We start from the raw sequence: 26,276 nt of genomic DNA, 5'->3' as shown, positions 1-26,276 counted from the left end.
GATTATAAAAACGGTCATGAGTCGGAAATACCTCATTCGTATCACTGAGCTGGAAAGGCTGCTCTCTGAGCAGGCTGAAGCCCTCCGTCAGAGAGATCTGCAACTGAGTCTGGTTGAAGAGACGGAGGCCTTCCTGCGCTCTGCACTGGCACGTGCCGAAGAAAAGATCGAAGAGGAGGAGCGGGAAATAGAATATCTGAGGGCCCAGATAGAAAAACTGCGCCGGATGCTGTTCGGTACCCGTTCTGAAAAACTGCAGCGTGAGGTTGAACAGGCTGAGGCCCAACTGAAACAACGCGAACAGGAAAGCGATCGTTACAGTGGGCGTGAGGATGACCCGCAGGTTCCCCGCCAGTTGCGACAGTCACGTCATCGTCGTCCGTTACCAGCACATCTTCCCCGTGAAATACACCGCCTGGAGCCTGAAGAAAGTTGTTGCCCGGAGTGTGGCAGTGAGCTGGATTATCTGGGTGAAGTCAGTGCTGAGCAGCTGGAACTGGTGAGTAGCGCCCTGAAAGTGATCCGCACTGTTCGGGTAAAAAAAGCCTGTACAAAATGTGACTGTATAGTTGAAGCGCCAGCGCCGTCCCGCCCGATAGCGCGCGGCATCGCGGGCTCCGGATTACTTGCCCGCGTGTTAACGGGAAAATACTGCGAACACCTGCCACTGTATCGTCAGAGTGAAATCTTTGCCCGACAGGGTGCCGAACTGAGCCGTGCATTAATCTCCAACTGGGTTGACGCGTGCTGCCAGTTAATGACTCCGCTGAATGATGCCCTGTACCGTTACGTGATGAACACCCGCAAGGTTCACACTGACGACACACCGGTAAAAGTGCTGACACCGGGCAGAAAAAAGGCAAAAACAGGACGCATCTGGACGTATGTCCGGGATGACCGGAATGCGGGCTCATCAGAGCCACCGGCGGTCTGGTTCGCCTACTCACCAGACAGGCAGGGAAAACATCCGGTACAACACCTTCGTCCCTTCCGGGGTATCCTGCAGGCGGATGCATTCAGCGGTTACGATCGGCTGTTCAGTGCCAAACGTGAAGGTGGTGCACAGACAGAAGTTGCGTGCTGGGTCCATGCCCGGCGAAAAATACACGATGTATGAACGACATCTCTTCTGACGACATTTTCCTGCTGAAACAGCGCCTGGCCGAACAGGAAGCGCTGATCCACGCCCTGCAGGAAAAGCTGAGCAACCGGGAGCGCGAAATAGACCATCTGCAGGCGCAGCTGGATAAACTCCGCCGGATGAACTTCGGCAGTCGTTCCGAAAAAGTCTCCCGCCGTATCGCACAAATGGAAGCCGATCTGAACCGGCTTCAGAAAGAGAGCGATACGCTGACTGGTAGGGTGTATGACCCGGCAGTACAGCGTCCGTTGCGTCAGACCCGCACCCGTAAGCCGTTCCCTGAATCACTACCCCGTGACGAAAAGCGACTGTTGCCTGCGGCGCCGTGCTGCCCGAACTGCGGCGGTTCACTGAGCTATCTGGGCGAGGATACCGCCGAACAGCTGGAGTTGATGCGTAGCGCCTTCCGGGTTATCCGGACGGTACGGGAAAAACATGCCTGTACTCAGTGCGATGCCATCGTGCAGGCACCTGCACCTTCGCGGCCCATCGAGCGGGGTATCGCCGGACCGGGGCTGCTGGCCCGCGTGCTGACCTCGAAGTATGCAGAGCACACCCCGCTGTATCGCCAGTCAGAAATATACGGCCGGCAAGGTGTGGAGCTGAGCCGTTCACTGCTGTCGGGCTGGGTGGATGCATGCTGCCGGCAGCTGTCTCCGCTGGAAGAGGCGCTTCATGGCTATGTGCTGACTGACGGTAAGCTCCATGCTGATGACACGCCTGTCCCGGTGCTGTTGCCAGGCAATAAGAAAACGAAGACCGGGCGGTTATGGACCTGCGTTCGTGACGACCGTAACGCCGGGTCAACGCTGGCGCCGGCGGTGTGGTTCGCTTACAGCCCGGACAGAAAAGGCATCCATCCGCAGACCCATCTTGCGGGGTTCAGTGGTGTACTGCAGGCGGATGCATACGCCGGGTTCAACGAGCTGTACCGGGATGGCCGGATAACGGAAGCCGCCTGTTGGGCTCACGCCCGCCGTAAAATCCACGATGTGCACGTTCGCACCCCGTCAGCCCTGACGGAGGAAGCGCTGAAACGGATCGGCGAACTGTACGCCATCGAGGCAGAGATAAGGGGAATGACGGCGGAGCAGCGCCTTGCCGAACGTCAGTTGAAAACGAAACCGCTGCTGAAATCCCTGGAAAGCTGGCTGCGTGAAAAGATGAAAACCCTGTCGCGACACTCAGAACTGGCGAAAGCGTTCGCATACGCCCTGAACCAGTGGCCGGCGCTGACGTACTATGCAGATGATGGCTGGGCTGAGGCGGACAATAACATCGCTGAAAATGCGTTGCGGATGGTCAGTCTGGGCCGCAAAAACTACCTGTTCTTCGGTTCGGATCATGGAGGAGAGCGGGGAGCGCTGCTGTACAGCCTGATCGGGACGTGCAAACTGAACGGAGTGGAGCCAGAAAGCTACCTCCGCTATGTCCTTGACGTCATAGCCGACTGGCCGATAAACCGGGTCGGCGAACTGCTCCCCTGGCGCGTAGCACTGCCGACTGAATAACACATCCCCGTCAATACGGTTCTTGCTGCACGCTTACCCTTCTGTTGCTCACTCAGGGCATGTAAATCATGCTCAAACCACGCCCCCTGAGCATCTGTCTGCAGAATCAACCGGCCATGACAGGAAAGGCAGAAACAATGCCGGATATTTCTGCTGAGCGCAGAGTCGGCACTGATAATGTGCTCACCCGGCGTGATCCCCAGCCCCGTTTTTATACCGTTCATTCTGCTCCCCGTCCTCACTGAAGCGCCCGGTCTGGCAGTGTGTGCAGTACTGCTCCCCATAATAATCGTGGTGACATTGCCTGCAGTACCAGCTGGCTTTACGTACCACGGGTAAGGCATCCGGGACGAATTGCTGCAGACGTTTAATCAACCGTATTTCTCTGCGTTCCGGCCTGACATAAGGACATTGCTGCGCGTGCTCCGTCAGCCCGTCGTCAGTGTGTTCAAACCAGGGACGTTCCGTGTCGTGCTGCGGGTGGTATCTGAGTGCACTGCCGCAAAGGTGGCAGGTGTAGTAAGCATAAGGTGCGGTCTGTGCGGTACGGGCACCGGTCAGACGTCCGTTGCCATCAAGTGCGAGAAAAGATTTTGCGTACATAGTGTGGTTCCTTACCGCCAGACGACACGCAGGCAACAGCCGTCCCGGTACGGGCAGCGTGGTCAGGTGTGAATGGCGGTTTTCAGTTCAGTCTCAGAAGGGAAAATCAGTGTGGTCGCTGTGAACACGTCATCACACTGAAGTCAGATAAGTCGTCTGTCGGGCTCAGCCACGACTGCAGCCAAAGTTGCGCTCACCGGTGCCGTAAGCTTTGGTACTCTCCTTCGCCAGATAGTCAGCACGCTCCAGCACCTGCTGAAAGCCGGTGTCATCATCGCGTTCCAGCCACACCGCCGGCCTGACCGGAAAATGTGCCAGCGTGTCATAACGTCCGGCATCCACTCCCAGGGCACTGCACCACGCCTGTTTAATCATCCCGGCCAGTGATCCCGGAGCGCGGTAATCGCCGGCACGACACCAGGTATCCCGGTTGACCAGCAGCATCAGGTGATAGTGTTTTTTACCTTTGCACTCCCCAAACTCCCGGGCCCAGACGTAATGCAGGGTTGTGGGATGCACGCGTTTACCTTCCCGATGCTTACGTTTCTGGTAAGCGTCGATTCGGGCTTTCAGGGCATTGATGAAGCGGGATATCACAGCTGCGTCCGTTGCTGCCGGTACATCCGGGAAACGCAGGTCAACCCGCAATGCCGTCAGGCGGGGATGAACATTCAGTGCGTGCCGCACCGTCTCACGAATACGTTGCTGCCAGAAGGGGTTGTATTTGTAGGTCATGGTTAAATCTCCGTATGGTTCATACGGAATAGCCACGTCGTAAAAAATACGCAGAGTCCCTGAAGTGACCTCCGGCAGGACACTGTCTCAGGCACTCTGTGATAACCCGAACGGTCGTCTCCGGACTGACGATTGAATTCCCGGCGTTGTTTTTTTTAATGTAAAAAACCGGTTACGGATAAGGCGTGGCGAGGGAGCTATCGTGATACGCAAAAAGAAGTGCAGGGACTGTGGTAACGCAATTACTCATAATACAGTTTGTTGCCCGTATTGTGGCGCTGTCGACCCCTTCGGTTATTACCGGAAGACCGATCGTCTGCTCTGTTTACTGACGTTACTGCTGGTGCTGATTCTGGTTACCGTTTCAGGCGTCAGTGTATTTGTACTGTTGCAGTAGGTTACAGGGGAGGGATTATCAGGAGTCGGCGGGGCAGAGCGACCCGCTGCGTTTGTTGTGCCAGACAGTAACGCACCGGATCCCTGCAAAATGGTACCTGAATCAATCACAGTCAGGTTTCTTCCAATCCGTGATCGAATCGAGCGGAATACTCAGCCCCGACAAATACGAGTCCCCTTCAGAAGATACAGGCCGGTAATGCCTGAACGCCTGCCCCTCTGTACACCATTCCCTTTTGATTTCGAATTCTTTGTTGCCGTTATACTGCTTAATGTTCCCGATCTTCCGGTGCACAGATAACACCAGAGTCATCGTAGCGCGGATTCAAGATTCAGGTGACATATTTCCAGACGGAAGCCGGCACGCGATCGTAAAGTTTGTTCATTGTCAGTTCTGCCAGCCGGTGATCGACCGCAGAGTTAAAGGCTTCCAGCTCCGCAGGGGTAAGTTTATAACGTGTGCGGGTAATCACTTTTTCCAGCGTCTCCCGGGATGAACAACGACGGAACTGCTCTGGTTTTAACTTCCATTCGTCTCTCGTTACTTTATGCTGCAATCAACGTGATACTGCCAGCATACCGCACCTGACTGGCATTCTGGTACCCTCCCCAAACTCATTACTCCCGTGCCACCACTTAACCGGTCTCTCAGCAATATCGCCTTAACGCTACGTTTAGTTATCCGACACCGGATGTCCGATGCCATTGCGACAACCTGAAGGTAACCAGCCAGTTAGCTGAGGTGTTAAGCTGCTGGATGCATACACCTTGCCAAATCTAATCGCTCTTAACCAATTTCCAGGATACAAGGGGGCGATTACTGAGAATGCTCTCAGACTGTCACTCACCAGATCGGATACGTTTACCGCTCAGGCGGATGCTTAATGCACTCTGTTCAGGTGCATTGCAGGTACGTTTTATGTACGCAGGTTATACGCCAGTTATCAGGGATAACCCTGTGAGTACAACGCAATCTGTTGCTACTGGGTAGACTGGTCTGCTGATCACACTCACAGATTTATTTCACATATATGAACTCATGTGTTTGATCTCTCTTATATATTTATAATACCAATCAGACAGTCTTATCCCACCAGTGATAACTGTCGCCTGCCCACAGGTCACAGGCTGATATACCACAACCGCCTTCAAAAACAACTCTGCAATTATCAGAACGCTAGTTTTCCCCTTGTCTCACGAAAGTCCTCCCTCCTTTATCGCGTGCGCGTGCGGAAGCATCGTTTCGCAACAACCACCCGACATACCGGTACGGCTCAGCCACCGCAATCCCCCCGTTTATCTCCTGACGGTCACATTCCCGATTATTTTTTACGTTTCTCCCCGGTTGTTATGCCGGTGAAGGTGGTGCGTTGTTTTCATCACCAACGCCGGTTGAGATTAACAACATCCGGAGGAACATTCTCATGACCACCCCAGTTTCACTGATGGATGACCAGATGGTCGACATGGCGTTTATCACTCAACTGACTGGCCTGACCGATAAGTGGTTTTACAAACTCATCAGGGATGGGGCCTTTCCGGCCCCCATCAAGCTGGGCCGCAGTTCCCGATGGCTGAAAAGTGAAGTGGAAGCCTGGCTGCAGGCGCGTATTGCACAGTCCCGTCCGTAATTCCTGACCGTTATCCGTTCAACCGCAGCAAAGGCATGATCCGGCCCCCGGAGGCATTTTGCTGCGCGCTAAAGGAGAGAATATTATGCAAAAACTTGAAAACCGGTGTGAGCTGCTGCTCATCCAGCATCAGAAATGGATGACAAACGTGACGAGGCTTATCGTCGCTCATGGAATGGGGGCTCCGCATCTTCATGGTTATCACCGCCTGACCCTGGCCCACTTTTTTCTGCCAGAAAAAGGCACCATCATCTCAGTGGCACCACAGGGACTCTATCAGGTCGTCAACCCGGGAACACCACCGTTCATTCCTGCCATTCAGGAAGGGTTAATGACCAGCATTCAGACCCATGAAATCATGCTGCTTACACATTTTAATCTGGGCGGCGTTTTACTCAGTGAGCTACATCGTCTGGGTGAAAACCGGCTGGCAAACAGGCTGAACAGCCTGCTCCGGCGTTTCGACGATCGTGATCTCTACCACACGCTGATATGGCTGTGCTGGTATGATCTGATGTGTGCCCACTCCATGCAGCCCTGGACTGAAGAGTTAAAGCATAAATCACATGCAGAGCTTGAAAACTGGGCTGTGGCGCGCAAACGGGAAAAGCGCGAGCTGGAACTGATGATTGACGAGTACCTGTTATACGCCTGTTGATTCATAACGCTCCCGGGCCTCCGCACACTTACTTTTCCTCCGTCACCCTCATGCAGAAGCGGGGGTGACGGGCATACTGCGATACCACCACTGAATAATCCGTCTCAGCAACAGGGAACATTATAAGCCAAAGGATTGCTCATGCCATCTTATCAGTTTCTGGCTGTAGCACGCATTCAGTTCAGGCAGCGTGATATTGTTTATTTCGGAAAGCAGGACATAGGTGGTTTTTCCTTCCTGCACGACAGAGAGCCTGAGTTGAGATGCAAGAATGTTCAGCAGGACGTTCAGCTTTTTCCTGTTCCGGAACCGGCCCGGGCCACACTGGAGAATATAATTTTTCCTGACACGGGGCGGGCATTCTCCGCGGCACTCCTCAATGAGCCAGTCGAGCAGCTCCCGGGCGTCCTGCAGCTGCAGTTCAGATTCATCAGGTAACGCAAATAATTTTTTATATTCATCTGTGTACCACGAACTTATTACGACAGCAGACGTCATGATATCGGCAGAGATTTTCCCTTCACCCTGACTGAAATACTGCAATAACGCAGCAATTCTCGCAATGTTTTCTGTTTTTTTTGAAACATGCCCCCGAAACTGGCTTAAGGGTCCGGAAGGAGACAAATCCTGCTCCAGAACATTATAGTGATCAATAAATATTTTTTGCGCTTCAGGAGAAAAATGCAGACAATAACGTTCATCCTTACTGGATTTTTCAATACTGCCTCTGGCCAGTTCCATTAATCGTTCATGAAATGCCGTTAATGATCCTCCCGGGGTCACAGCTCCGTTAATAAAGCGTTTCCCCTGCGTGGTGGCAGGTTTACTGATTAGACAACGGGCAAGAAAACCACTGTCCCTGGCAACAGAACCTTTTCGCTCCATATATCGGTCAAAAAGACCGGGTTGTACCATGAGGGATAATGTCATTCTGGCATTTTCAATCATCTGTTCGGGTTCATTCTTTCTGTCCACCGACAATACGGAGCCATCCCACATTTTGTTAATAAAAGGCAGCTCAGACAGGGTATACCCATCAAATATTATACCGGCTTCATCAGACATGATACCCACTGAACGCCACTGACCACAAAGCTGATCTTTAATTGCTGCTGTCGTGGCATCATTAAAAATGAATTTATATCTTACAGGTTTTTCCCCTCTGTTTTTCTGAAGCGCTTCCAGTTGTCTGAGCGTTTCTGACTCATCCGCGCCTTTGCGGAGTTCTTTATTCAGTTTTGACAACAATGCTTTTTTCTGCGCCTTTAAAAGCTCTTCCTTATTTTTCCATGTCGTCAGTTCATTTTTGTGTCTGGAATATAACAGCATCTCCTGCTGGTACAGGGGCTCCATTAATAATTTGTCCACTGCGGTTTTTCGTTCTCCGGACTCAGCAAGCGTCAGTAAGAAAAGAGAAACCGGCCCCCGCAGTGTATTCAGTCTGCAGACATCAATCAGATTCTGGCAGACAAGTGAAACAGCGCCCAGGGCAGATGCTGCCACAAGCCCCAGGGGAGCCTGCGTGATTTGCTGAGCTTCAATAACGGCATCACGAATGAGTGGAGGCAGCGAGCTCAGGGGAAACTCATCAGGATACTGAAAGTATGGCATAATGACCTCACAACACACAGAACATAAAGTACCGCAACTATTGCTACTAATAGCAAAAATAGCAGCAGAATCAATACAGGATAAAAATTTCTGTCGATTTTCAGATTAAATAATAACCATTCGGTATTTTGTCGCTAAAGAATGTTAGAATGAATCTGTGCGTCTACGGGCGCTCTCCGGAACACACGTGTTGATTAATTTTCACACAACAACGTACCAGCAAAAAGCATCATCCAGGGTATTGCAGGTACGGGTTTCCTGCCGGGAATAAACATAAACAGTTTCCCCGGAGTAACGCTTTCAGAAAACTGCCCTCCTGAAGAAGAATAAAATAAAGAAGATGACAGTTCCTGCACTGAATGCTGAGTACAATATTCTATGGACAGGATGACATTTTTATAAATAACAAAAACCATTTAATACTGATACATCAATAAAATACTTCCTCCCTGCTGACACAGATAAAATGCAACATTTTTTCTTCAAATACTTCTGTATAATCGCCAGCCAATGATGAGAATGGATTAAAATAACACTTCTTCGACAAACACAAAAACCAGCCTTCATTTTCACATCATCATCCAGTTTTAATTAAACCCTGACGAGCGACAGTATTTCAGTTCAGGAATTAAAAGCCAGCTATTACTCAGTAAAAACACCACCAACTAATAATATCTCAGCAGATATTTCCTGACCAGGATGACACATTTATTAAAGTTTTTTTACAGGACACTTCACATTACTGAACGCTATTCCGACAGTATCACTACACAAATAAAAAAGGGAACTGGATAAATATTCATGCCGGAAGAATGGTGTAACAAAAGCATTTAATCATTACGTGCGTATTCCTCTCTATTCGATCACGGTTTGGCCAAACCGTGATCGATTCAGATGCCATTTTGCAAGTACGCATGACCCGGAAGGGAAACACTTAACAACATGGTATCAACAGATATCATTACGTGCGCACTCTTATAAAAATACACAGCAGAAGCAAGATAACTCTAAACGTAAATTTAATATCTCCCACTGACTGCCCCGACAATATACTGAAAAATACTCACCTCAGTAAACATAAACACACCTGATAATCAGGCTGCAAGATGAATATTTTTCTCCTTTACGGAGTAATCAGCCTGCTGTTTAACAATAACCGCGTATTTTCATGGAAGGATATCACCCAATAACGGATAACTCCTGCCCTCCTTCATGTTAATACTCAACATCCCCATCGATTCCAAACAATTTCAGACAGATATTATCTCCGTGGATCCCCCGCCACCTTTCCGGTGTGCGGGGTTTTGTCTTTTTTCACCGGGAATACATGTATGAATCCGTCTGATGCCATTGAGGCAATTGAAAAACCGCTCTCCTCCCTGCCTTACTCGCTTTCCCGTCACATCCTGGAACATCTGCGCAAACTCACCCGTCACGAGCCCGTGATTGGCATTATGGGTAAAAGCGGGGCCGGTAAATCTTCACTCTGTAATGCCCTGTTTCAGGGGGAGGTCACACCGGTCAGTGATGTTCACGCCGGCACCCGGGAAGTGCAGCGCTTCCGTCTGAGTGGTCACGGTTACAGCATGGTTATCACTGACCTGCCCGGGGTGGGCGAGAGCCGGGACAGGGATGCAGAGTATGAAGCCCTGTACCGTGACATTCTGCCTGAACTGGACCTGGTGCTGTGGCTGATTAAAGCCGATGACCGGGCCCTGTCTGTGGATGAGTATTTCTGGCGACACATCCTGCAGTGCGGACATCAGCAGGTGCTGTTTGTGGTGACACAGGCCGACAAAACGGAGCCCTGCCATGAATGGGATATGGCCGGCATTCAGCCCTCTCCCGCACAGGCACAGAACATTCGCGAAAAAACGGAGGCGGTATTCCGTCTGTTCCGGCCTGTACATCCGGTTGTGGCCGTATCGGCCCGCACCGGCTGGGAAGTGGATACGCTGGTCAGTGCGCTCATGACAGCGCTTCCCGACCATGCCGCCAGTCCCCTGATGACCCGCCTGCAGGACGAGCTGCGCACGGAATCTGTCCGCGCTCAGGCCCGTGAGCAGTTTACCGGTGCGGTGGACCGGATATTTGACACAGCGGAGAGCGTCTGTGTTGCCTCTGTTGCACGCACGGTTCTGCGTGCCGTCCGTGACACAGTGGTCTCTGTTGCCCGCGCGGTATGGAACTGGATCTTCTTCTGAACCTGTTGTGGATGATGTCCTCCCTGCCTCTGAGTCTGCTCACAAAAGCGCTGTTTTCGTTACTGTCTCTCTTGTCCGTGCAATAGCTTGATAATAGAATAAAACGATCAATACCTATTTTACCGATCGTTAATATCGATCGTTATGCTAATAATAACTCCTGTTAGCAACGTGCGCAGATACACACAGACATGAGATTCAGGGAACAACAGAGCCACACGTCAGAAACTTCCGTCAGCCGGACCTCCGGCACTGTAACCCTTTACCTGCCGGTATCCACATCTGTGGATACCGGCTTTTTTATTCACCCTCACTCTGATTAAGGAAATGCTGATGAAACGACATCTGAATACCTGCTACAGGCTGGTATGGAATCACATTACGGGCGCTTTCGTGGTTGCCTCCGAACTGGCCCGCGCACGGGGTAAACGTGGCGGTGTGGCGGTTGCACTGTCTCTTGCCGCGGTCACGCCACTCCCGGTGCTGTCTGCTGACATCGTTGTGCACCCGGGTGAAACAGTGAATGGCGGAACACTGGTAAACCATGACAACCAGTTTGTATCCGGAACAGCTAATGGCGTGACTGTCAGTACCGGGCTTGAGCTGGGGCCGGACAGTGACGAAAACACCGGCGGGCAATGGATAAAAGCGGGTGGCACAGGCAGAAACACCACTGTCACCGCAAATGGTCGTCAGATTGTGCAGGCAGGAGGAACTGCCAGTGATACGGTTATTCGTGATGGCGGAGGGCAGAGCCTTAACGGACTGGCGGTGAACACCACGCTGGATAACAGAGGTGAGCAGTGGGTACACGGGGGAGGGAAAGCTGCCGGTACAATTATTAACCAGGATGGTTACCAGACCATAAAACATGGCGGACTGGCAACCGGAACCATCGTCAACACCGGTGCAGAAGGTGGTCCGGAGTCTGAAAATGTGTCCAGCGGTCAGATGGTCGGAGGGACGGCTGAATCCACCACCATCAATAAAAATGGCCGGCAGGTTATCTGGTCTTCGGGGATGGCACGGGACACCCTCATTTACGCCGGTGGTGACCAGACGGTACACGGAGAGGCACATAACACCCGACTGGAGGGGGGTAACCAGTATGTACACAACGGTGGCACGGCAACAGAGACGCTGATAAACCGTGATGGCTGGCAGGTGATTAAGGAAGGAGGAACTGCCGCGCATACCACCATCAACCAGAAAGGAAAGCTGCAGGTGAATGCCGGCGGTAAAGCGTCTGATGTCACCCAGAACACGGGCGGTGCACTGGTTACCAGTACAGCTGCAACCGTCACCGGCACAAACCGCCTGGGAGCATTCTCCGTTGTGGCGGGTAAGGCTGATAATGTCGTACTGGAAAATGGCGGACGTCTGGATGTGCTGAGCGGACACACAGCCACTAATACCCGTGTGGATGATGGCGGAACGCTGGATATCCGCAACGGTGGTGCCGCCACCACCGTATCCATGGGGAATGGCGGTGTACTGCTGGCCGATTCCGGTGCCGCTGTCAGTGGTACCCGGAGCGACGGAAAGGCATTCAGTATCGGAGGCGGTCAGGCGGATGCCCTGATGCTGGAAAAAGGCAGTTCATTCACGCTGAACGCCGGTGATACGGCCACGGATACCACGGTAAATGGCGGACTGTTCACCGCCAGGGGCGGCACACTGGCGGGCACCACCACGCTGAATAACGGCGCCATACTTACCCTTTCCGGGAAGACGGTGAACAACGATACCCTGACCATCCGTGAAGGCGATGCACTCCTGCAGGGAGGCTCTCTCACCGGTAACGGCAGCGTGGAAAAATCAGGAAGTGGCACACTCACTGTCAGCAACACCACACTCACCCAGAAAGCCGTCAACCTGAATGAAGGCACGCTGACGCTGAACGACAGTACCGTCACCACGGATGTCATTGCTCAGCGCGGTACAGCCCTGAAGCTGACCGGCAGCACTGTGCTGAACGGTGCCATTGACCCCACGAATGTCACTCTCGCCTCCGATGCCACCTGGAATATCCCCGATAACGCCACGGTGCAGTCGGTGGTGGATGACCTCAGCCATGCCGGACAGATTCATTTCACCTCCTCACGCACAGGGACATTTGTGCCGGCGACTCTGAAAGTGAAAAACCTGAACGGGCAGAATGGCACCATCAGCCTGCGTGTACGCCCGGATATGGCACAGAACAATGCTGACAGACTGGTCATTGACGGCGGCAGGGCAACCGGAAAAACCATCCTGAACCTGGTGAACGCCGGCAACAGTGCGTCGGGGCTGGCGACCAGCGGTAAGGGTATTCAGGTGGTGGAAGCCATTAACGGTGCCACCACGGAGGAAGGGGCCTTTGTCCAGGGGAACAGGCTGCAGGCCGGGGCCTTTAACTACTCCCTCAACCGGGACAGTGATGAGAGCTGGTATCTGCGCAGTGAAAATGCTTATCGTGCAGAAGTCCCCCTGTATGCCTCCATGCTGACACAGGCAATGGACTATGACCGGATTCTGGCAGGCTCACGCAGCCATCAGACCGGTGTAAACGGTGAAAATAACAGCGTCCGTCTCAGCATTCAGGGCGGCCATCTCGGTCACGATAACAACGGCGGTATTGCCCGTGGGGCCACGCCGGAAAGCAGCGGCAGCTATGGCTTCGTCCGCCTGGAGGGTGACCTGCTGAGAACAGATGTTGCCGGTATGTCTGTGACCGCAGGGATATATGGTGCTGCAGGCCATTCTTCCGTTGATGTTAAGGATGATGACGGCTCCCGTGCCGGCACGGTCCGGGATGATGCCGGCAGCCTGGGCGGATATATGAACCTGACACACACCTCCTCCGGCCTGTGGGCTGACATAGTGGCACAGGGAACCCGCCACAGTATGAAAGCGTCATCGGGCAATAACGACTTCCGCGCACGGGGCCGGGGCTGGCTGGGCTCACTGGAAACCGGTCTGCCCTTCAGTATCACTGACAACCTGATGCTGGAGCCACGGCTGCAGTACACCTGGCAGGGGCTTTCGCTGGATGACGGTAAGGACAACGCCGGTTATGTGAAGTTCGGGCATGGCAGTGCACAACATGTGCGTGCCGGTTTCCGTCTGGGCAGCCACAACGATATGACCTTTGGTGAAGGCACCTCATCCCGTGCCCCCCTGCGTGACAGTGCAAAACACAGTGTGCGTGAACTGCCGGTGAACTGGTGGGTACAGCCTTCCGTTATCCGCACCTTCAGCTCCCGGGGTGATATGCGTGTGGGGACCTCCACTGCAGGCAGCGGGATGACGTTCTCTCCCTCACAGAATGGCACATCACTGGACCTGCAGGCCGGACTGGAAGCCCGTGTCCGGGAAAATATCACCCTGGGCGTTCAGGCCGGTTATGCCCACAGCGTCAGCGGCAGCAGCGCTGAAGGGTATAACGGTCAGGCCACACTGAATGTGACCTTCTGACAGAACCATCGCCTCTCTGTGGTCCCGGTCATCATGACCGGGACCCGGACCGGCGCAACGGATCTTCAACGCCACATTCGCTGGCATTAACGTGTCGTTACGGGGAAGTCATCTTCACAGGGATCTTCGGTCAGTTAGTATTACCGACATCCATTCACCAACTTACCGGAGATAATCGATGTCAAAACCCCGATGGACCATTGAACAGAAAAGGCAGCACGTTGCTGCCTGGCGCGCCAGTGGTCTTACACGTCAGCAATACTGTGAACTCAACGATATTCCCTTCACATCACTTCGCGAATGGCCGCAGGATGTCGCAAAAGCTGAACGCCGGGCAAATGAACCGACCGTTCTTCCCGTTCATATTGCGCCACCACTGCATGCTGATGTACCACAGCCCGTCACGAATGAGCCAGTCACGCTCTTCCTTCCCGGTGGAGTACGGATGTGCTGTCAGCCGTCACAACTTACCGATGTCTTCAGGGCACTCAAATATGCTCAGTCCTGATAATGTCTTCATCGCAATTAAACCTGTTGACATGCGCCGGGGCATCGACTCACTGACGCAGTATATACAGGATGAACTCCGGTCGACATGGCATGAGGGAGCCGCCTTCGTCTTTGTTAACAAAGCCCGTTCGCGTATCAAAGTTCTCCGGTGGGATAAACACGGGGTGTGGTTGTGTACCCGCCGTCTGCACAAAGGCAGCTTCCGCTGGCCACGTGCAAATGACGCTGCCTGGCACCTCACTCCCGACGAGTTTAACTGGCTGATTGCCGGTGTTGACTGGCAGCAGGTTAAGGGACATGACCTGACGAAATGGGTCTGGCAGAATGAACCTGAACTGCGCCCTGAAAACACGCAAAATACACTGCTAACTCAGTGAAAAATAATGAATATCCGTATCTGGAGTGGTATACTCCCCTGTATGGATATCTCCGCTCTCAACACCACGAATGACATCGAAAAACTGCGTGCTATGGCACTTGCCATGGTACAAGAAGTCATGTCGGAGAATGCCGAAAAAGAGCGGGAATTACTGGAGAAAAGCCGGCGCATCCAGCTTCTGGAAGAAATGCTGAAACTGGTTCGTCAACAGCGCTTCGGAAAAAAATGTGGAACGCTGGCTGGTATGCAACGCTCCCTGTTCGAAGAGGATGTTGATGCCGATATCGCCGCGCTTACCGCACATCTGGATAAACTGCTCCCGCAATCCCCTGAAGAAGACGAAAAAGCGTCCCGTTCACGCCCGATACGCAAACCCTTACCGGTTCATCTTCCACGGGTGGAAAAAATTATCCAGCCGGACACTGACCATTGCCCTGAATGTGACGAGCCGCTGCACTATATCCGCGATGCGGTGAGTGAAAAGCTGGAGTATATTCCCGCTCACTTTGTGGTGAACCGTTATGTCCGTCCACAATACAGTTGTCCCTGTTGCCAGAAGGTGTTCAGCGGTGAAATGCCGGCACATATCCTCCCGAAAAGTGCCGTTGAGCCATCAGTCATCGCACAGGTGATCATCAATAAATACGGTGACCACCTGCCTCTGTATCGCCAGCAACAGGTCTTTGCCCGTTCAGATGTCGGGCTGCCCGTCAGTTCGATGGCTGACATGGTTGGCGCGGCGGGTGCCGCATTATCTCCCCTGGCGGCGTTACTCCATCGCGAGTTGATAAACCGTCCGGTGGTGCATGCAGATGAGACTACCCTGAAGATCCTGAACACGAAGAAAGGCGGTAAATCCTGCTCCGGTTATCTGTGGGCATACGTCAGTGGAGAAAGGACGGGACCGTCAGTTGTGTGCTTCGACTGCCGGACCGGACGTAGCCATGAGTATCCTGAAAACTGGCTTCAGGGCTGGGGCGGGACGCTGGTTGTCGACGGACATAAAGCTTACCGGACTCTGGCAAACAAAGTGCCGGAGATCACGCTGGCCGGATGCTGGGCCCATGCCCGCAGGGGCTTCGCCGACCTGTATAAAATCAGTAAAGATCCACGGGCTGCCATAGCCGTGAAGAAAATCGCGGGGTTGTACCGTCTTGAGAAGAAGATCAGTAGCCGCCCCGTGGAAAAAATCCGCCAGTGGCGACAGCGTTATGCCCGTCCGATACTGGAAGAACTGTGGTCATGGCTTGAAGAGCAGGAACCGCAATGTTCTCCGGGAAGGGCATTACACAAAGCCATTGCCTATGCGCTGTCTCATCGCGTGGAACTGAGCCGCTTCCTGGAAGATGGTGCGGTGCCGCTGGATAATAATGTGTGTGAACGGGCCATCAAAAACGTGGTTCTGGGCAGAAAATCGTGGCTGTTCGCCGGTTCGCAGATGGCGGGAGAACGCGCCGCGCAAATAATGAGCTTGCTGGAAACCGCGAAACGCAACGGTCTGGAGCCGCATGCCTGGTTGACAGACGTCCTGATGCGTCTGCCGGAGTGGCCGGAGGAGCGACTGGCAGAGTTGCTGCCTCTTGAGGGATTTACCTTCTCCGGGTGAGTGATACCTGCCGTCAGGTGTTCGTGCACCGGGCCATAACCTGCAGTCGGGAGTTGAACTCCTGACGGCAGGAAATGAGCCAGACCAGCAACCACGCGGGCTGACAGCGAATAAGAACCTGAATCAGCCCGGAGTCATTCCCGGGTCAGTACATCATCACCTGCTATTAATCCCCGAGTCAGTACTTCGCGGCCTGACGCGATCACCCTACTCAGTACTTCAGAGCCCGCCTCCGGTACCTGCCTGGCGATCGCCCCTGTGCAACAAAATAAATCAACCGTTATCAAACCACGATCGTTCGTATGCGCCGTAACCGGCTCATTTAGACCGTCTGGTCTGTTTCCTCCGGCTCTACAAAAATAATGTCCATCATTTTTAATGGACACTATCGTATGAAACACCGGACCTGGATCACTGAAGCTTTACGTCTTCACTTTGAAGAACATTTACCCCGGGTTGTGGCCGGGCGTCGCCTGGGTGTACCAAAATCAACAGTTTGTAGTATGTTCGTGCGCTTTCGGAGAGCTGGCCTTTCGTGGCCTTTGCCCGCAGGCATGTCGGAGCAGGAACTTGATGCCTGCCTTTACGGACAATTTTCCACGGTACCAGTCGTACGTCCTGAAAGCACCGTTATATCCGAAGCCCCCGTGGTAAAAAAACGTCCCCGGCGGCCCAACTTCCCTTATGAGTTTAAAATCGCCTTAGTGGAGCAGTCACTGCAGCCCGGAGCCTGTGTGGCGCAGATCGCCCGGGAAAACGGAATCAACGATAACCTGCTCTTCAACTGGCGCCATCAATACCGGAAAGGTGGCCTGCTGCCTTCCGGAAAAAATATGCCGGCACTGCTTCCCGTGACGTTAACGCCGGAGCCGGATAATAAAATCCCGGCCCCCGCACAGGAACCAGAGCAGATAAATACACCGTCCGACAGTCTGTGTTGTGAGCTGGTTCTGCCGGCCGGAACTCTCAGGCTTAAAGGTAAACTGACGCCGGCGTTATTACAGACACTTATCCGCGAAATAAAAGGGAGCAGCCACTGATGATATCTCTCCCTGCAGGTTCGCGTATCTGGCTGGTTGCAGGTATCACCGATATGCGAAATGGCTTTAACGGCCTGGCATCAAAAGTTCAGAACGTCCTGAAGGATGACCCGTTCTCCGGACACCTGTTCATCTTCCGCGGACGCCGGGGTGACCAGATAAAAGTGTTGTGGGCTGACAGTGACGGACTGTGCCTCTTCACCAAACGCCTGGAGCGGGGCCGCTTCGTCTGGCCAGTCACCCGTGACGGCAAGGTGCACCTTACTCCGGCTCAGTTATCCATGCTTCTTGAAGGTATCAACTGGAAGCACCCGAAACGAACGGAACGCGCTGGAATCCGCATATAACCCGTTGTAAAGTGAGGATATGGACACCTCACTTGCTCATGAGAACGCCCGCCTGCGGGCACTGTTGCAGACGCAACAGGACACCATCCGCCAGATGGCTGAATACAACCGCCTGCTCTCACAGCGGGTGGCGGCTTATGCTTCCGAAATCAACCGGCTGAAGGCGCTGGTTGCGAAACTGCAACGTATGCAGTTCGGTAAAAGCTCAGAAAAACTTCGTGCAAAAACCGAACGGCAGATACAGGAAGCACAGGAGCGAATCAGCGCACTTCAGGAAGAAATGGCGGAAACGCTGGGTGAGCAATATGACCCGGTACTGCCATCCGCCCTGCGCCAGTCTTCAGCCCGTAAACCGTTACCGGCCTCACTTCCCCGTGAAACCCGGGTTATCCGGCCGGAAGAGGAATGCTGTCCTGCCTGTGGTGGTGAACTCAGTTCTCTGGGATGTGATGTGTCAGAGCAACTGGAGCTTATCAGCAGCGCCTTTAAGGTTATCGAAACACAACGTCCGAAACAGGCCTGTTGCCGGTGCGACCATATCGTGCAGGCACCAGTACCTTCAAAACCCATTGCACGCAGTTATGCCGGAGCGGGGCTTCTGGCCCATGTTGTCACCGGGAAATATGCAGACCATCTGCCGTTATACCGCCAGTCAGAAATATACCGTCGTCAGGGAGTGGAGCTGAGCCGTGCCACACTGGGGCGCTGGACAGGTGCTGTTGCTGAACTGCTGGAGCCGCTGTATGACGTCCTGCGCCAGTATGTGCTGATGCCCGGTAAAGTCCATGCTGATGATATCCCCGTCCCGGTCCAGGAGCCGGGCAGCGGTAAAACCCGGACAGCCCGGCTGTGGGTCTACGTCCGTGATGACCGTAACGCCGGTTCACAGATGCCCCCGGCGGTCTGGTTCGCGTACAGTCCGGACCGGAAAGGTATCCATCCACAAAATCACCTGGCCGGTTACAGCGGTGTGCTTCAGGCCGATGCTTACGGTGGTTACCTTATACGAATCCGGCAGAATAACGGAAGCCGCGTGTATGGCTCATGCCCGGAGAAAAATCCACGATGTGCATGCAAGAGCGCCCACCTACATCACCACGGAAGCCCTGCAGCGTATCGGTGAACTGTATGCCATCGAGGCAGAGGTCCGGGGCTGTTCAGCAGAACAGCGTCTGGCGGCAAGAAAAGCCAGAGCCGCGCCACTGATGCAGTCACTGTATGACTGGATACAGCAACAGATGAAAACACTGTCGCGTCACTCAGATACGGCAAAAGCGTTCGCATACCTGCTGAAACAGTGGGATGCACTGAACGTGTACTGCAGTAATGGCTGGGTGGAAATCGACAACAACATCGCAGAGAACGCCTTACGGGGAGTGGCCGTAGGCCGGAAAAACTGGATGTTCGCGGGTTCCGACAGCGGTGGTGAACATGCGGCGGTGTTGTACTCGCTGATCGGCACATGCCGTCTGAACAATGTGGAGCCAGAAAAGTGGCTGCGTTACGTCATTGAACATATCCAGGACTGGCCGGCAAACCGGGTACGCGATCTGTTGCCCTGGAAAGTTGATCTGAGCTCTCAGTAAATATCAATACGGTTCTGACGAGTCGCTTACTATGCGCCGCCGATGACGCGCGCCTGAAAAACGCGTCAATATGAGTTCCCCGGAAGCTTACGCATTAACAATAACATGATATTCATCACGGAGTGACTATGTTACAGATAGTCGGCGCGCTGATCCTGCTGATCGCAGGATTTGCCATTCTTCGCCTTTTGTTCAGAGCATTAATCAGCACGGCGTCTGCGCTGGCAGGGCTCATATTGCTGTGTCTGTTCGGCCCGGCCTTACTGGCTGGCTATATCACCGAACGCATAACCCGGTTGTTCCATATTCGCTGGCTGGCAGGCGTATTTCTGACGATTGCCGGAATGATCATCAGCTTCATGTGGGGACTTGATGGTAAACATATCGCGCTGGAGGCTCACACCTTTGACTCTGTGAAATTTATTCTGACCACCGCTCTCGCCGGTGGTCTGCTGGCTGTTCCCCTGCAGATCAAAAACATTCAGCAGAACGGGATCACACCAGAAGATATCAGCAAGGAAATTAACGGGTATTACTGCTGTTTTTATACTGCCTTTTGCCTTATGGCGTGTTCTGCATGCGCACCATTGATCGCGTTACAGTACGATATTTCACCGTCACTGATGTGGTGGGGCGGGTTGTTGTACTGGCTGGCTGCATTAGTGACGCTGCTATGGGCGGCCAGCCAGATCCAGGCGCTGAAAAAACTGACCTGTGCCATCCGCCAGACACTGGAAGAACAACCGGTGCTCAACAGTAAATCGTGGCTGACCAGTTTGCAAAACGATTACAGCCTTCCTGACTCACTGACGGAGCGCATCTGGCTGACGCTCATTTCTCAACGGATTTCCCGGGGAGAGCTGAGGGAATTTGAACTGGCAGACGGAAACTGGCTACTGGACAATGCCTGGTATGAAAGAAACATGGCGGGTTTCAACGAAAAGCTGAGAGAGAGCCTGTCATTTACCCCTGATGAACTGAAAACCCTCTTCCGGAACCGCCTGAATTTATCACCGGAAGCGAATGACGATTTTCTCGATCGTTGCCTGGACGGCGGTGACTGGTACCCCTTTTCAGAAGGCCGCCGTTTTGTATCATTCCACCACGTGGATGAGCTTCGTATCTGTGCCTCCTGCGGGCTGACAGAAGTACATCATGCCCCGGAAAATCATAAGCCGGATCCGGAATGGTACTGCTCCTCTCTTTGTCGCGAAACAGAAACACTGTGTCAGGACATTTATGAACGTTCTCACACCGGTTTTATTTCCGATGCAACGGCGAATGGTCTGATTCTCATGAAACTGCCGGAAACCTGGAGTACAAATGAGAAAATGTTTGCTTCCGGAGGGCAGGGACATGGGTTTGCCGCTGAACGGGGAAACCATATTGTCGACAGAGTCCGTCTGAAAAACGCACGGATCCTCGGTGATAATAATGCCAGAAATGGAGCAGACAGACTGGTCAGCGGAACAGAAATCCAGACGAAATATTGTTCAACTGCAGCCCGTAGCGTCGGTGCGGCATTCGACGGACAGAACGGACAGTATCGTTACATGGGAAATCATGGTCCCATGCAACTGGAAGTCCCCCGTGATCAGTATGCCGGCGCTGTGGAAACCATGAAGAATAAGATCCGCGAAGGTAAAGTACCCGGTGTAACCGATCCCGAAGAAGCGTCCCGGCTGATTCGTCGGGGACATCTGACTTATACCCAGGCCCGTAATATCACCCGGTTCGGGACCATCGAATCGGTCACTTATGATATTGCCGAGGGGTCGGTTGTCAGTCTGGCGGCCGGAGGGATCAGTTTTGCCCTGACGGCATCGGTCTTCTGGCTCAGCACCGGCGATCGCGATGCTGCCCTGCAGACAGCTGCTGTCCAGGCAGGAAAAACCTTCACCCGCACACTGGCTGTCTACGTCACAACCCAGCAACTTCACCGGCTCAGTGTTGTTCAGGGTATGCTGAAGCATATTGATTTTTCGACGGCCAGCCCGACTGTCCGGCAGGCGCTTCAGAAGGGGACCGGTGCAGGAAATATCAGTGCCCTGAACAAAGTGATGAAGGGTTCGCTGGTGACATCTCTGGCACTGGTAGCTGTCACAACCGGCCCTGACATGATCAAAATGTTGCGGGGACGGATCTCCGGTGCGCAGTTCATCAGGAATCTTGCCGTGGCATCTTCCTGTGTGGCAGGTGGTGCTGTCAGGTCAGTGGCGGGCGGGATATTGTTCAGTCCACTGGGACCATTTGGTGCACTGACAGGGCGTGTGGTTGGCGGTGTTCTGGGGGGAATGATTGCCTCCGCTGTATCAGGAAAAATTGCCGGAGCGCTGGTTGAAGAAGATCGCGTCAAAATTCTGGCAATGATTCAGGAGCAGATGACATGGCTTGCCGGCAGTTTCCTGCAGACCGGACATGAGATTGAAAATCTGAACGCGAATCTGGCCCGTGTTATCGATCAGAATGCTCTGGAGATCATTTTCGCCGCCGGTATACAACAACGGGCCGCGACCAACATGTTAATCAAACCACTGGTGGTCAGTATCATCAGGCAACGCCCCGTCATGGAATATGATGCATCCCATCTCGGCAATATGGTTAACCGACTGGAAGAAACATTACCCCCGGAGTTACCGGCATAACGGCTATTCTGCGCCTTTTACGTTTTATCACCTGATTTGTCAGTGTCATCGTCATGACTCAGAGAGGTAAATACCATGATTCACCTGTTCAAAACCTGCATGATTACCGCCTTCATTCTGGGGTTAACGTGGTCTGCCCCACTCCGGGCACAGGATCAACGTTACATCAGTATACGCAATACAGATACGATATGGCTCCCGGGAAATATTTGTGCTTACCAGTTCCGGCTGGATAATGGCGGAAACGATGAAGGATTTGGCCCCCTCACCATCACTCTGCAACTCAAAGACAAATATGGTCAGACGCTGGTGACCAGAAAAATGGAAACGGAAGCCTTTGGTGACAGTAATGCCACGCGAACCACAGACGCATTTCTGGAAACGGAGTGCGTGGAAAATGTCGCCACAACCGAAATCATTAAAGCAACTGAAGAAAGTAACGGCCATCGTGTCAGTCTGCCGTTATCGGTTTTCGATCCCCAGGACTACCATCCACTGCTGATTACCGTTTCCGGAAAAAACGTTAACTGATCCCTGAAGTCAGTTTCATGCTTCAGCCTCTGTCACAACGCGTGGCAGAGGCTTTTTATTTATCAGGAGAAAACAGATATGCCGGGTTACACAGAGTATGTCCTGGCTGAAGGATCTTTCTCATACGGGCAGGCGGTTGCTGTCATAACCGCTTACCGCAATGTGTTTATCCAGGATGACCCGGGAATGCATTTCCGTCGGGTTATCCGCAACGCGGAAGGTCAGCGACGCTGGCGCTGCCGGAACTCTGAAGCTGATGCCGGAAAACAGCTTAATGCGTGGCTCGCCAGTGGAGGGCTTCTCAGACAATAAACCTCATTGATTTCATCCATCAGGCCGCGTCTTCTCCGGGAGACGCGGCTTTTTTCATTTATTGCACCAGTAAATCTTAACCACCGATAAGGAGCAAAGTATGCGATTAGCCAGTCGTTTTGGTTATACTGCAAACCAGATACGTCGTGACCGTCCACTGACACATGAAGAGCTGATGCACCATGTGCCGGGGATTTTCGGGGAAGAGAAACACACGTCCCGAAGCCAGAACTATACGTACATCCCCACCATCACCGTACTGGAAAGCCTGCAGCGGGAAGGCTTTCAGCCATTCTTCGCCTGCCAGACCCGTGTGCGCGACCCGGGCCGCCGGGGATACACAAAACACATGCTGCGTCTGCGGCGGGCCGGAGAGATAAACGGAGAACATGTCCCTGAAATTATTCTGCTCAACTCTCATGACGGTACCTCCAGCTACCAGATGCTGCCGGGTTACTTCAGGTTCGTCTGCCAGAACGGGTGCGTCTGTGGTCAGTCTCTGGGGGAAGTGCGTGTTCCGCACCGGGGAAATGTGGTGGACAGAGTCATTGAAGGGGCTTACGAGGTAGTGGGCGTGTTTGACCGGATTGAGGAAAAGCGTGATGCCATACAGTCGCTGATTCTGCCGCCACCGGCACGCCAGGCGCTGGCACAGGCGGCACTGACTTACCGTTATGGTGACGAACATCAGCCCGTCACCACCGCCGACATTCTGACGCCACGACGCCGGGAGGATTACGGTAAGGACCTGTGGAGTGCTTATCAGACCATTCAGGAGAATATGCTGAAAGGCGGAATTTCAGGTCGCAGCGCTAAAGGAAAACGTATCCATACCCGTGCCATTCACAGCATTGACACTGACATTAAGCTCAACCGCGCATTGTGGGTGATGGCGGAAACCCTGCTGGAGAGCCTGCGCTGATTCAGCCATTACCCTGAAAACCACGCATTTATTTGTCCTTTAAGGAGTCATTTCATGAAAACCATTTCACATAATTCCACCACATCTTCTGTTTCCGTAACCGCTGCATCAGGGAATGACCAGCCTCAGTTGGTTGCCACCATAGTCCCTGATGAACAGCGCATCAGCTTCTGGCCGCAGCATTTTGGCCTCATTCCACAGTGGGTGGCCCTGGAGCCCCGTGTTTTCGGCTGGATGGACCGTCTGTGCGAAGACTACTGCGGTGGTATCTGGAATCTGTACACCCTGAACAACGGCGGGGCATTTATGGCCCCCGAACCGGATGACGATGATGACGAAACATGGGTACTGTTCAATGCCATGAACGGCAACCACGCTGAAATGAGCCCGGAAGCCGCTGGCATTGCTGCCTGTCTGATGACGTACAGTCATCACGCCTGTCGTACGGAGTGTTATGCCATGACGGTCCATTATTACCGGCTGCGGGATTACGCCCTGCAGCATCCGGAATGCAGCGCCATTATGCGCATCATCGACTGAATGGAGGCAGGGACAATGCAGCAGCTTTCCTTTCTGCCCGGAGAAATGACGCCCGGCGAGCGCAGTCTCATTCTGCGGGCTCTGAAAACCCTGGACCGCCATCTTCATGAACCCGGCGTGGCCTTCACCTCCACCCGTGCGGCACGGGAATGGCTGATTCTGAACATGGCGGGACTGGAGCGTGAAGAGTTCCGGGTGCTGTATCTGAATAACCAGAATCAGCTGATTGCCGGTGAAACCCTCTTCACCGGCACCATCAACCGCACGGAAGTCCATCCCCGGGAAGTGATTAAACGCGCCCTGTACCACAATGCCGCTGCCGTGGTGCTGGCGCACAATCACCCGTCCGGTGAAGTCACACCCAGTAAGGCAGACCGGCTTATCACCGAACGTCTGGTACAGGCACTGGGCCTGGTGGATATCCGGGTGCCGGACCATCTGATAGTCGGTGGCAACCAGGTTTTCTCCTTTGCCGAACATGGTCTGCTTTAACCCGTCACAACCACATCACACCTGTTTTCACTTTTATCTTCTGTCTTCAGAGGTATCCCATTATGAAAATTATCACTCGTGGTGAAGCCATGCGTATTCACCAACAACATCCGACATCCCGTCTTTTCCCGTTCTGTACCGGCAAATACCGCTGGCACGGCAGCACTGAAGCGTATACCGGTCGTGAAGTGCAGGATATTCCCGGTGTGCTGGCCGTGTTTGCTGAACGTCGTAAGGACAGTTTTGGCCCGTATGTCCGGCTGATGAGCGTCACTCTGAACTGAGTCAGTAAAGGCATTCTGATGAGCAGCATTATCACCATCACAGTGTATACGCTGGATGAACTTTCCTGCCCGGCACGGGGAAAAGCCCGCGACTGGTACCGTCAGCATCATGCTGACAGCAACTGGTATGAAAACGTGTATGAAGACTTCAGGGAGGTCTGTGGCATTTTCGGGATTGACCTCCGCCAGCGCGTTTTCCGGCTCAGCAATGGCAGGTTTATGGAAGAGCCGTGCATCTGGTTCAGCGGATTCTGCAGCCAGGGGGACGGAGCCTGTTTTGAAGGACGCTGGCACTGGCAGTCTGCAACAGCCCGGAGAATCAGGGAGCATGCACCGCAGGAGCGTGAGCTTCATCGTATTGCTGATACCCTGCAGGCGGTGCAGAAACGTAACTTCTGGCAGCTTCAGGCTGAAATCAGTCACCGGGGACGTTACTGCCATCCGTACAGCATGGATATCACTGTTACCCGGAACAGTCCGACTGGTCAGGCAATGACAACCGATGCGGAAGCCGCTGTCAGCGAAGCCCTGCGCGACCTGGCCTTCTGGCTGTACCGCCAGCTGGAAAACAAGTACGACTGGCTGACCTCAGACACCGCTGTGGATGAGGCCCTTCTCATCAACGAATATACCTTCACCGAAGCCGGTCTGCGCGCCGGCTGACCCGTCATCGTTAAACTATCATTCACCGATTTTCTGTGAGGATTTTATCATGTCGGACACACTCCCCGGAACAACGCTTCCCGACGACAACAAAGACCTCCCCTGGTGGGGGCTGCCCTGCGCCGTGACACCTTGTTTTGGCGCCCGTCTGGTGCAGGAGGGTAACCGGTTGCATTACCTTGCCGACCGCGCCGGTATCAGGGGCCGGTTCAGCAATGCGGATGCATACCATCTGGACCAGGCTTTTCCACTGCTGATGAAACAACTGGAACTCATGCTCACCAGCGGTGAACTGAATCCCCGCCATCAGCATACCGTCACGCTGTATGCGAAAGGGCTGACCTGCGATGCCGACACCCTCGGGTCCTGTGGTTACGTTTATCTGGCTGTTTATCCTGCGACCGAAACGGAAAGTAACCCTCCGGAATAGTCTTCTGCTCCGGCCTGGTGCTTTCTCCACGCCACTTTTCCAT

The 26,276-nt window shown here is 53.5% G+C and carries 24 protein-coding genes and 3 pseudogenes; 22 read left to right on the top strand and 5 right to left on the bottom strand.

Annotated features, from left to right (window positions below):
* Nucleotides 1–16 precede the first annotated feature (16 nt).
* Nucleotides 17–1,114: pseudogene (gene tnpC, locus HBM92_RS04120) on the top strand (IS66 family transposase); the annotation flags it as partial.
* A complete protein-coding gene (gene tnpC, locus HBM92_RS04115; protein WP_000998080.1) occupies nucleotides 1,114–2,652 on the top strand; it encodes an IS66 family transposase in 1,539 nt (512 codons plus the stop codon). The pseudogene tnpC (HBM92_RS04120) and the gene tnpC (HBM92_RS04115), both read left to right, overlap by 1 nt.
* Nucleotides 2,653–2,690: 38 nt before the next feature.
* Here tnpC (HBM92_RS04115) and HBM92_RS04110 read toward each other — a convergent pair.
* The 3 genes and pseudogenes from HBM92_RS04110 to HBM92_RS04100 form a co-directional block, all read right to left on the bottom strand.
* A pseudogene (locus HBM92_RS04110) lies at nucleotides 2,691–2,876 on the bottom strand (putative zinc ribbon protein); the annotation flags it as partial.
* Nucleotides 2,836–3,255, bottom strand: a complete 420-nt coding sequence (locus tag HBM92_RS04105) for a putative zinc ribbon protein (protein WP_001423036.1) — start codon at nucleotides 3,253–3,255, stop codon at nucleotides 2,836–2,838. The pseudogene HBM92_RS04110 and the gene HBM92_RS04105, both read right to left, overlap by 41 nt.
* 165 nt (nucleotides 3,256–3,420) lie before the next feature.
* On the bottom strand, nucleotides 3,421–3,990 hold the full coding sequence (locus HBM92_RS04100; protein ID WP_000221523.1) for an inovirus Gp2 family protein: 570 nt from the start codon (nucleotides 3,988–3,990) through the stop codon (nucleotides 3,421–3,423).
* Between the two features lie 199 nt (nucleotides 3,991–4,189).
* On the opposite strand from HBM92_RS04100, the gene HBM92_RS25225 reads away from it, so the two are divergent.
* Entirely contained in the window at nucleotides 4,190–4,387 is a 198-nt protein-coding gene (locus tag HBM92_RS25225; protein WP_001547002.1) for a hypothetical protein, read from the top strand.
* A 331-nt stretch (nucleotides 4,388–4,718) separates the two neighbouring features.
* Here HBM92_RS25225 and hha read toward each other — a convergent pair whose 3' ends face one another.
* Nucleotides 4,719–4,943, bottom strand: a complete 225-nt coding sequence (gene hha / locus HBM92_RS04095) for a hemolysin expression modulator Hha (protein WP_001164058.1) — start codon at nucleotides 4,941–4,943, stop codon at nucleotides 4,719–4,721.
* 867 nt (nucleotides 4,944–5,810) lie between these two features.
* Between hha and HBM92_RS04090 the strand changes: the two genes are divergently transcribed.
* Both HBM92_RS04090 and HBM92_RS04085 read left to right on the top strand, forming a co-directional pair.
* The gene (locus tag HBM92_RS04090; protein ID WP_000211312.1) at nucleotides 5,811–6,017 is read left to right on the top strand and encodes a helix-turn-helix transcriptional regulator; all 207 of its coding nucleotides are present in this window, start codon (nucleotides 5,811–5,813) and stop codon (nucleotides 6,015–6,017) included.
* Between the two features lie 85 nt (nucleotides 6,018–6,102).
* Nucleotides 6,103–6,675, top strand: a complete 573-nt coding sequence (locus HBM92_RS04085; RefSeq protein ID WP_001296389.1) for a hypothetical protein — start codon at nucleotides 6,103–6,105, stop codon at nucleotides 6,673–6,675.
* A gap of 120 nt (nucleotides 6,676–6,795) precedes the next feature.
* Here the strand turns inward: HBM92_RS04085 and HBM92_RS04080 are convergent, their stop codons facing one another.
* Entirely contained in the window at nucleotides 6,796–8,286 is a 1,491-nt protein-coding gene (locus tag HBM92_RS04080) for a YfjI family protein (protein ID WP_001296390.1), read from the bottom strand.
* Nucleotides 8,287–9,617: 1,331 nt separating this feature from the next.
* On the opposite strand from HBM92_RS04080, the gene HBM92_RS04075 reads away from it, so the two are divergent.
* From HBM92_RS04075 to HBM92_RS03995, 17 genes and pseudogenes are all read left to right on the top strand, one after another.
* Nucleotides 9,618–10,490 (top strand): GTPase family protein, encoded by an 873-nt coding sequence (locus tag HBM92_RS04075; RefSeq protein ID WP_001069668.1) that lies wholly within the window; start codon nucleotides 9,618–9,620, stop codon nucleotides 10,488–10,490.
* Between the two features lie 333 nt (nucleotides 10,491–10,823).
* A complete protein-coding gene (gene agn43, locus HBM92_RS04070; RefSeq protein ID WP_000820369.1) occupies nucleotides 10,824–13,946 on the top strand; it encodes an autotransporter adhesin Ag43 in 3,123 nt (1,040 codons plus the stop codon).
* Between the two features lie 178 nt (nucleotides 13,947–14,124).
* A complete protein-coding gene (gene tnpA / locus HBM92_RS04065; RefSeq protein WP_000042910.1) occupies nucleotides 14,125–14,454 on the top strand; it encodes an IS66 family insertion sequence element accessory protein TnpA in 330 nt (109 codons plus the stop codon).
* A complete protein-coding gene (tnpB, locus tag HBM92_RS04060; protein WP_000950648.1) occupies nucleotides 14,441–14,833 on the top strand; it encodes an IS66 family insertion sequence element accessory protein TnpB in 393 nt (130 codons plus the stop codon). The genes tnpA (HBM92_RS04065) and tnpB (HBM92_RS04060) overlap by 14 nt, the downstream gene beginning before the upstream one ends.
* A gap of 6 nt (nucleotides 14,834–14,839) precedes the next feature.
* On the top strand, nucleotides 14,840–16,441 hold the full coding sequence (locus HBM92_RS04055) for an IS66-like element ISEc49 family transposase (protein ID WP_001546148.1): 1,602 nt from the start codon (nucleotides 14,840–14,842) through the stop codon (nucleotides 16,439–16,441).
* Nucleotides 16,442–16,803: 362 nt separating this feature from the next.
* Nucleotides 16,804–17,481: an IS66-like element accessory protein TnpA gene (gene tnpA, locus HBM92_RS04050; protein WP_001339397.1), complete on the top strand. Its 678-nt coding sequence runs from the start codon at nucleotides 16,804–16,806 to the stop codon at nucleotides 17,479–17,481.
* Entirely contained in the window at nucleotides 17,481–17,828 is a 348-nt protein-coding gene (tnpB, locus tag HBM92_RS04045) for an IS66 family insertion sequence element accessory protein TnpB (RefSeq protein ID WP_000624622.1), read from the top strand. Before tnpA (HBM92_RS04050) ends, tnpB (HBM92_RS04045) begins: the two co-directional genes overlap by 1 nt.
* Nucleotides 17,829–17,847: 19 nt before the next feature.
* Nucleotides 17,848–19,414: pseudogene (gene tnpC / locus HBM92_RS04040) on the top strand (IS66 family transposase).
* A gap of 128 nt (nucleotides 19,415–19,542) precedes the next feature.
* Nucleotides 19,543–22,059 (top strand): hypothetical protein, encoded by a 2,517-nt coding sequence (locus HBM92_RS04035; RefSeq protein WP_001328678.1) that lies wholly within the window; start codon nucleotides 19,543–19,545, stop codon nucleotides 22,057–22,059.
* Between the two features lie 75 nt (nucleotides 22,060–22,134).
* On the top strand, nucleotides 22,135–22,590 hold the full coding sequence (locus HBM92_RS04030; RefSeq protein ID WP_000581502.1) for an IrmA family protein: 456 nt from the start codon (nucleotides 22,135–22,137) through the stop codon (nucleotides 22,588–22,590).
* A gap of 78 nt (nucleotides 22,591–22,668) precedes the next feature.
* Complete coding sequence (locus tag HBM92_RS04025; RefSeq protein ID WP_001119727.1) at nucleotides 22,669–22,902, top strand: DUF905 family protein; 234 nt, start codon at nucleotides 22,669–22,671, stop codon at nucleotides 22,900–22,902.
* Nucleotides 22,903–23,002: 100 nt separating this feature from the next.
* Nucleotides 23,003–23,824: a DUF932 domain-containing protein gene (locus tag HBM92_RS04020; RefSeq protein ID WP_166726888.1), complete on the top strand. Its 822-nt coding sequence runs from the start codon at nucleotides 23,003–23,005 to the stop codon at nucleotides 23,822–23,824.
* Nucleotides 23,825–23,878: 54 nt separating this feature from the next.
* Entirely contained in the window at nucleotides 23,879–24,364 is a 486-nt protein-coding gene (locus HBM92_RS04015) for an antirestriction protein (RefSeq protein WP_000849564.1), read from the top strand.
* 15 nt (nucleotides 24,365–24,379) lie between these two features.
* The gene (locus HBM92_RS04010) at nucleotides 24,380–24,856 is read left to right on the top strand and encodes a RadC family protein (RefSeq protein WP_001186726.1); all 477 of its coding nucleotides are present in this window, start codon (nucleotides 24,380–24,382) and stop codon (nucleotides 24,854–24,856) included.
* Nucleotides 24,857–24,918: 62 nt separating this feature from the next.
* Nucleotides 24,919–25,140: a DUF987 domain-containing protein gene (locus tag HBM92_RS04005; protein WP_000692329.1), complete on the top strand. Its 222-nt coding sequence runs from the start codon at nucleotides 24,919–24,921 to the stop codon at nucleotides 25,138–25,140.
* An 18-nt stretch (nucleotides 25,141–25,158) separates the two neighbouring features.
* On the top strand, nucleotides 25,159–25,803 hold the full coding sequence (locus tag HBM92_RS04000) for a hypothetical protein (RefSeq protein WP_000094917.1): 645 nt from the start codon (nucleotides 25,159–25,161) through the stop codon (nucleotides 25,801–25,803).
* A gap of 49 nt (nucleotides 25,804–25,852) precedes the next feature.
* A complete protein-coding gene (locus HBM92_RS03995) occupies nucleotides 25,853–26,233 on the top strand; it encodes a type IV toxin-antitoxin system YeeU family antitoxin (protein WP_001285596.1) in 381 nt (126 codons plus the stop codon).
* Nucleotides 26,234–26,276 lie beyond the last annotated feature (43 nt).

The organism is Escherichia sp. E.sYA108, from assembly GCF_011754335.1.
In the GTDB taxonomy this organism is placed as follows: Bacteria; Pseudomonadota; Gammaproteobacteria; order Enterobacterales; family Enterobacteriaceae; genus Escherichia; species Escherichia coli.
Note: the sequence above shows the minus strand (reverse complement) of the source record. Positions and strands in the feature narration are given on the sequence as shown.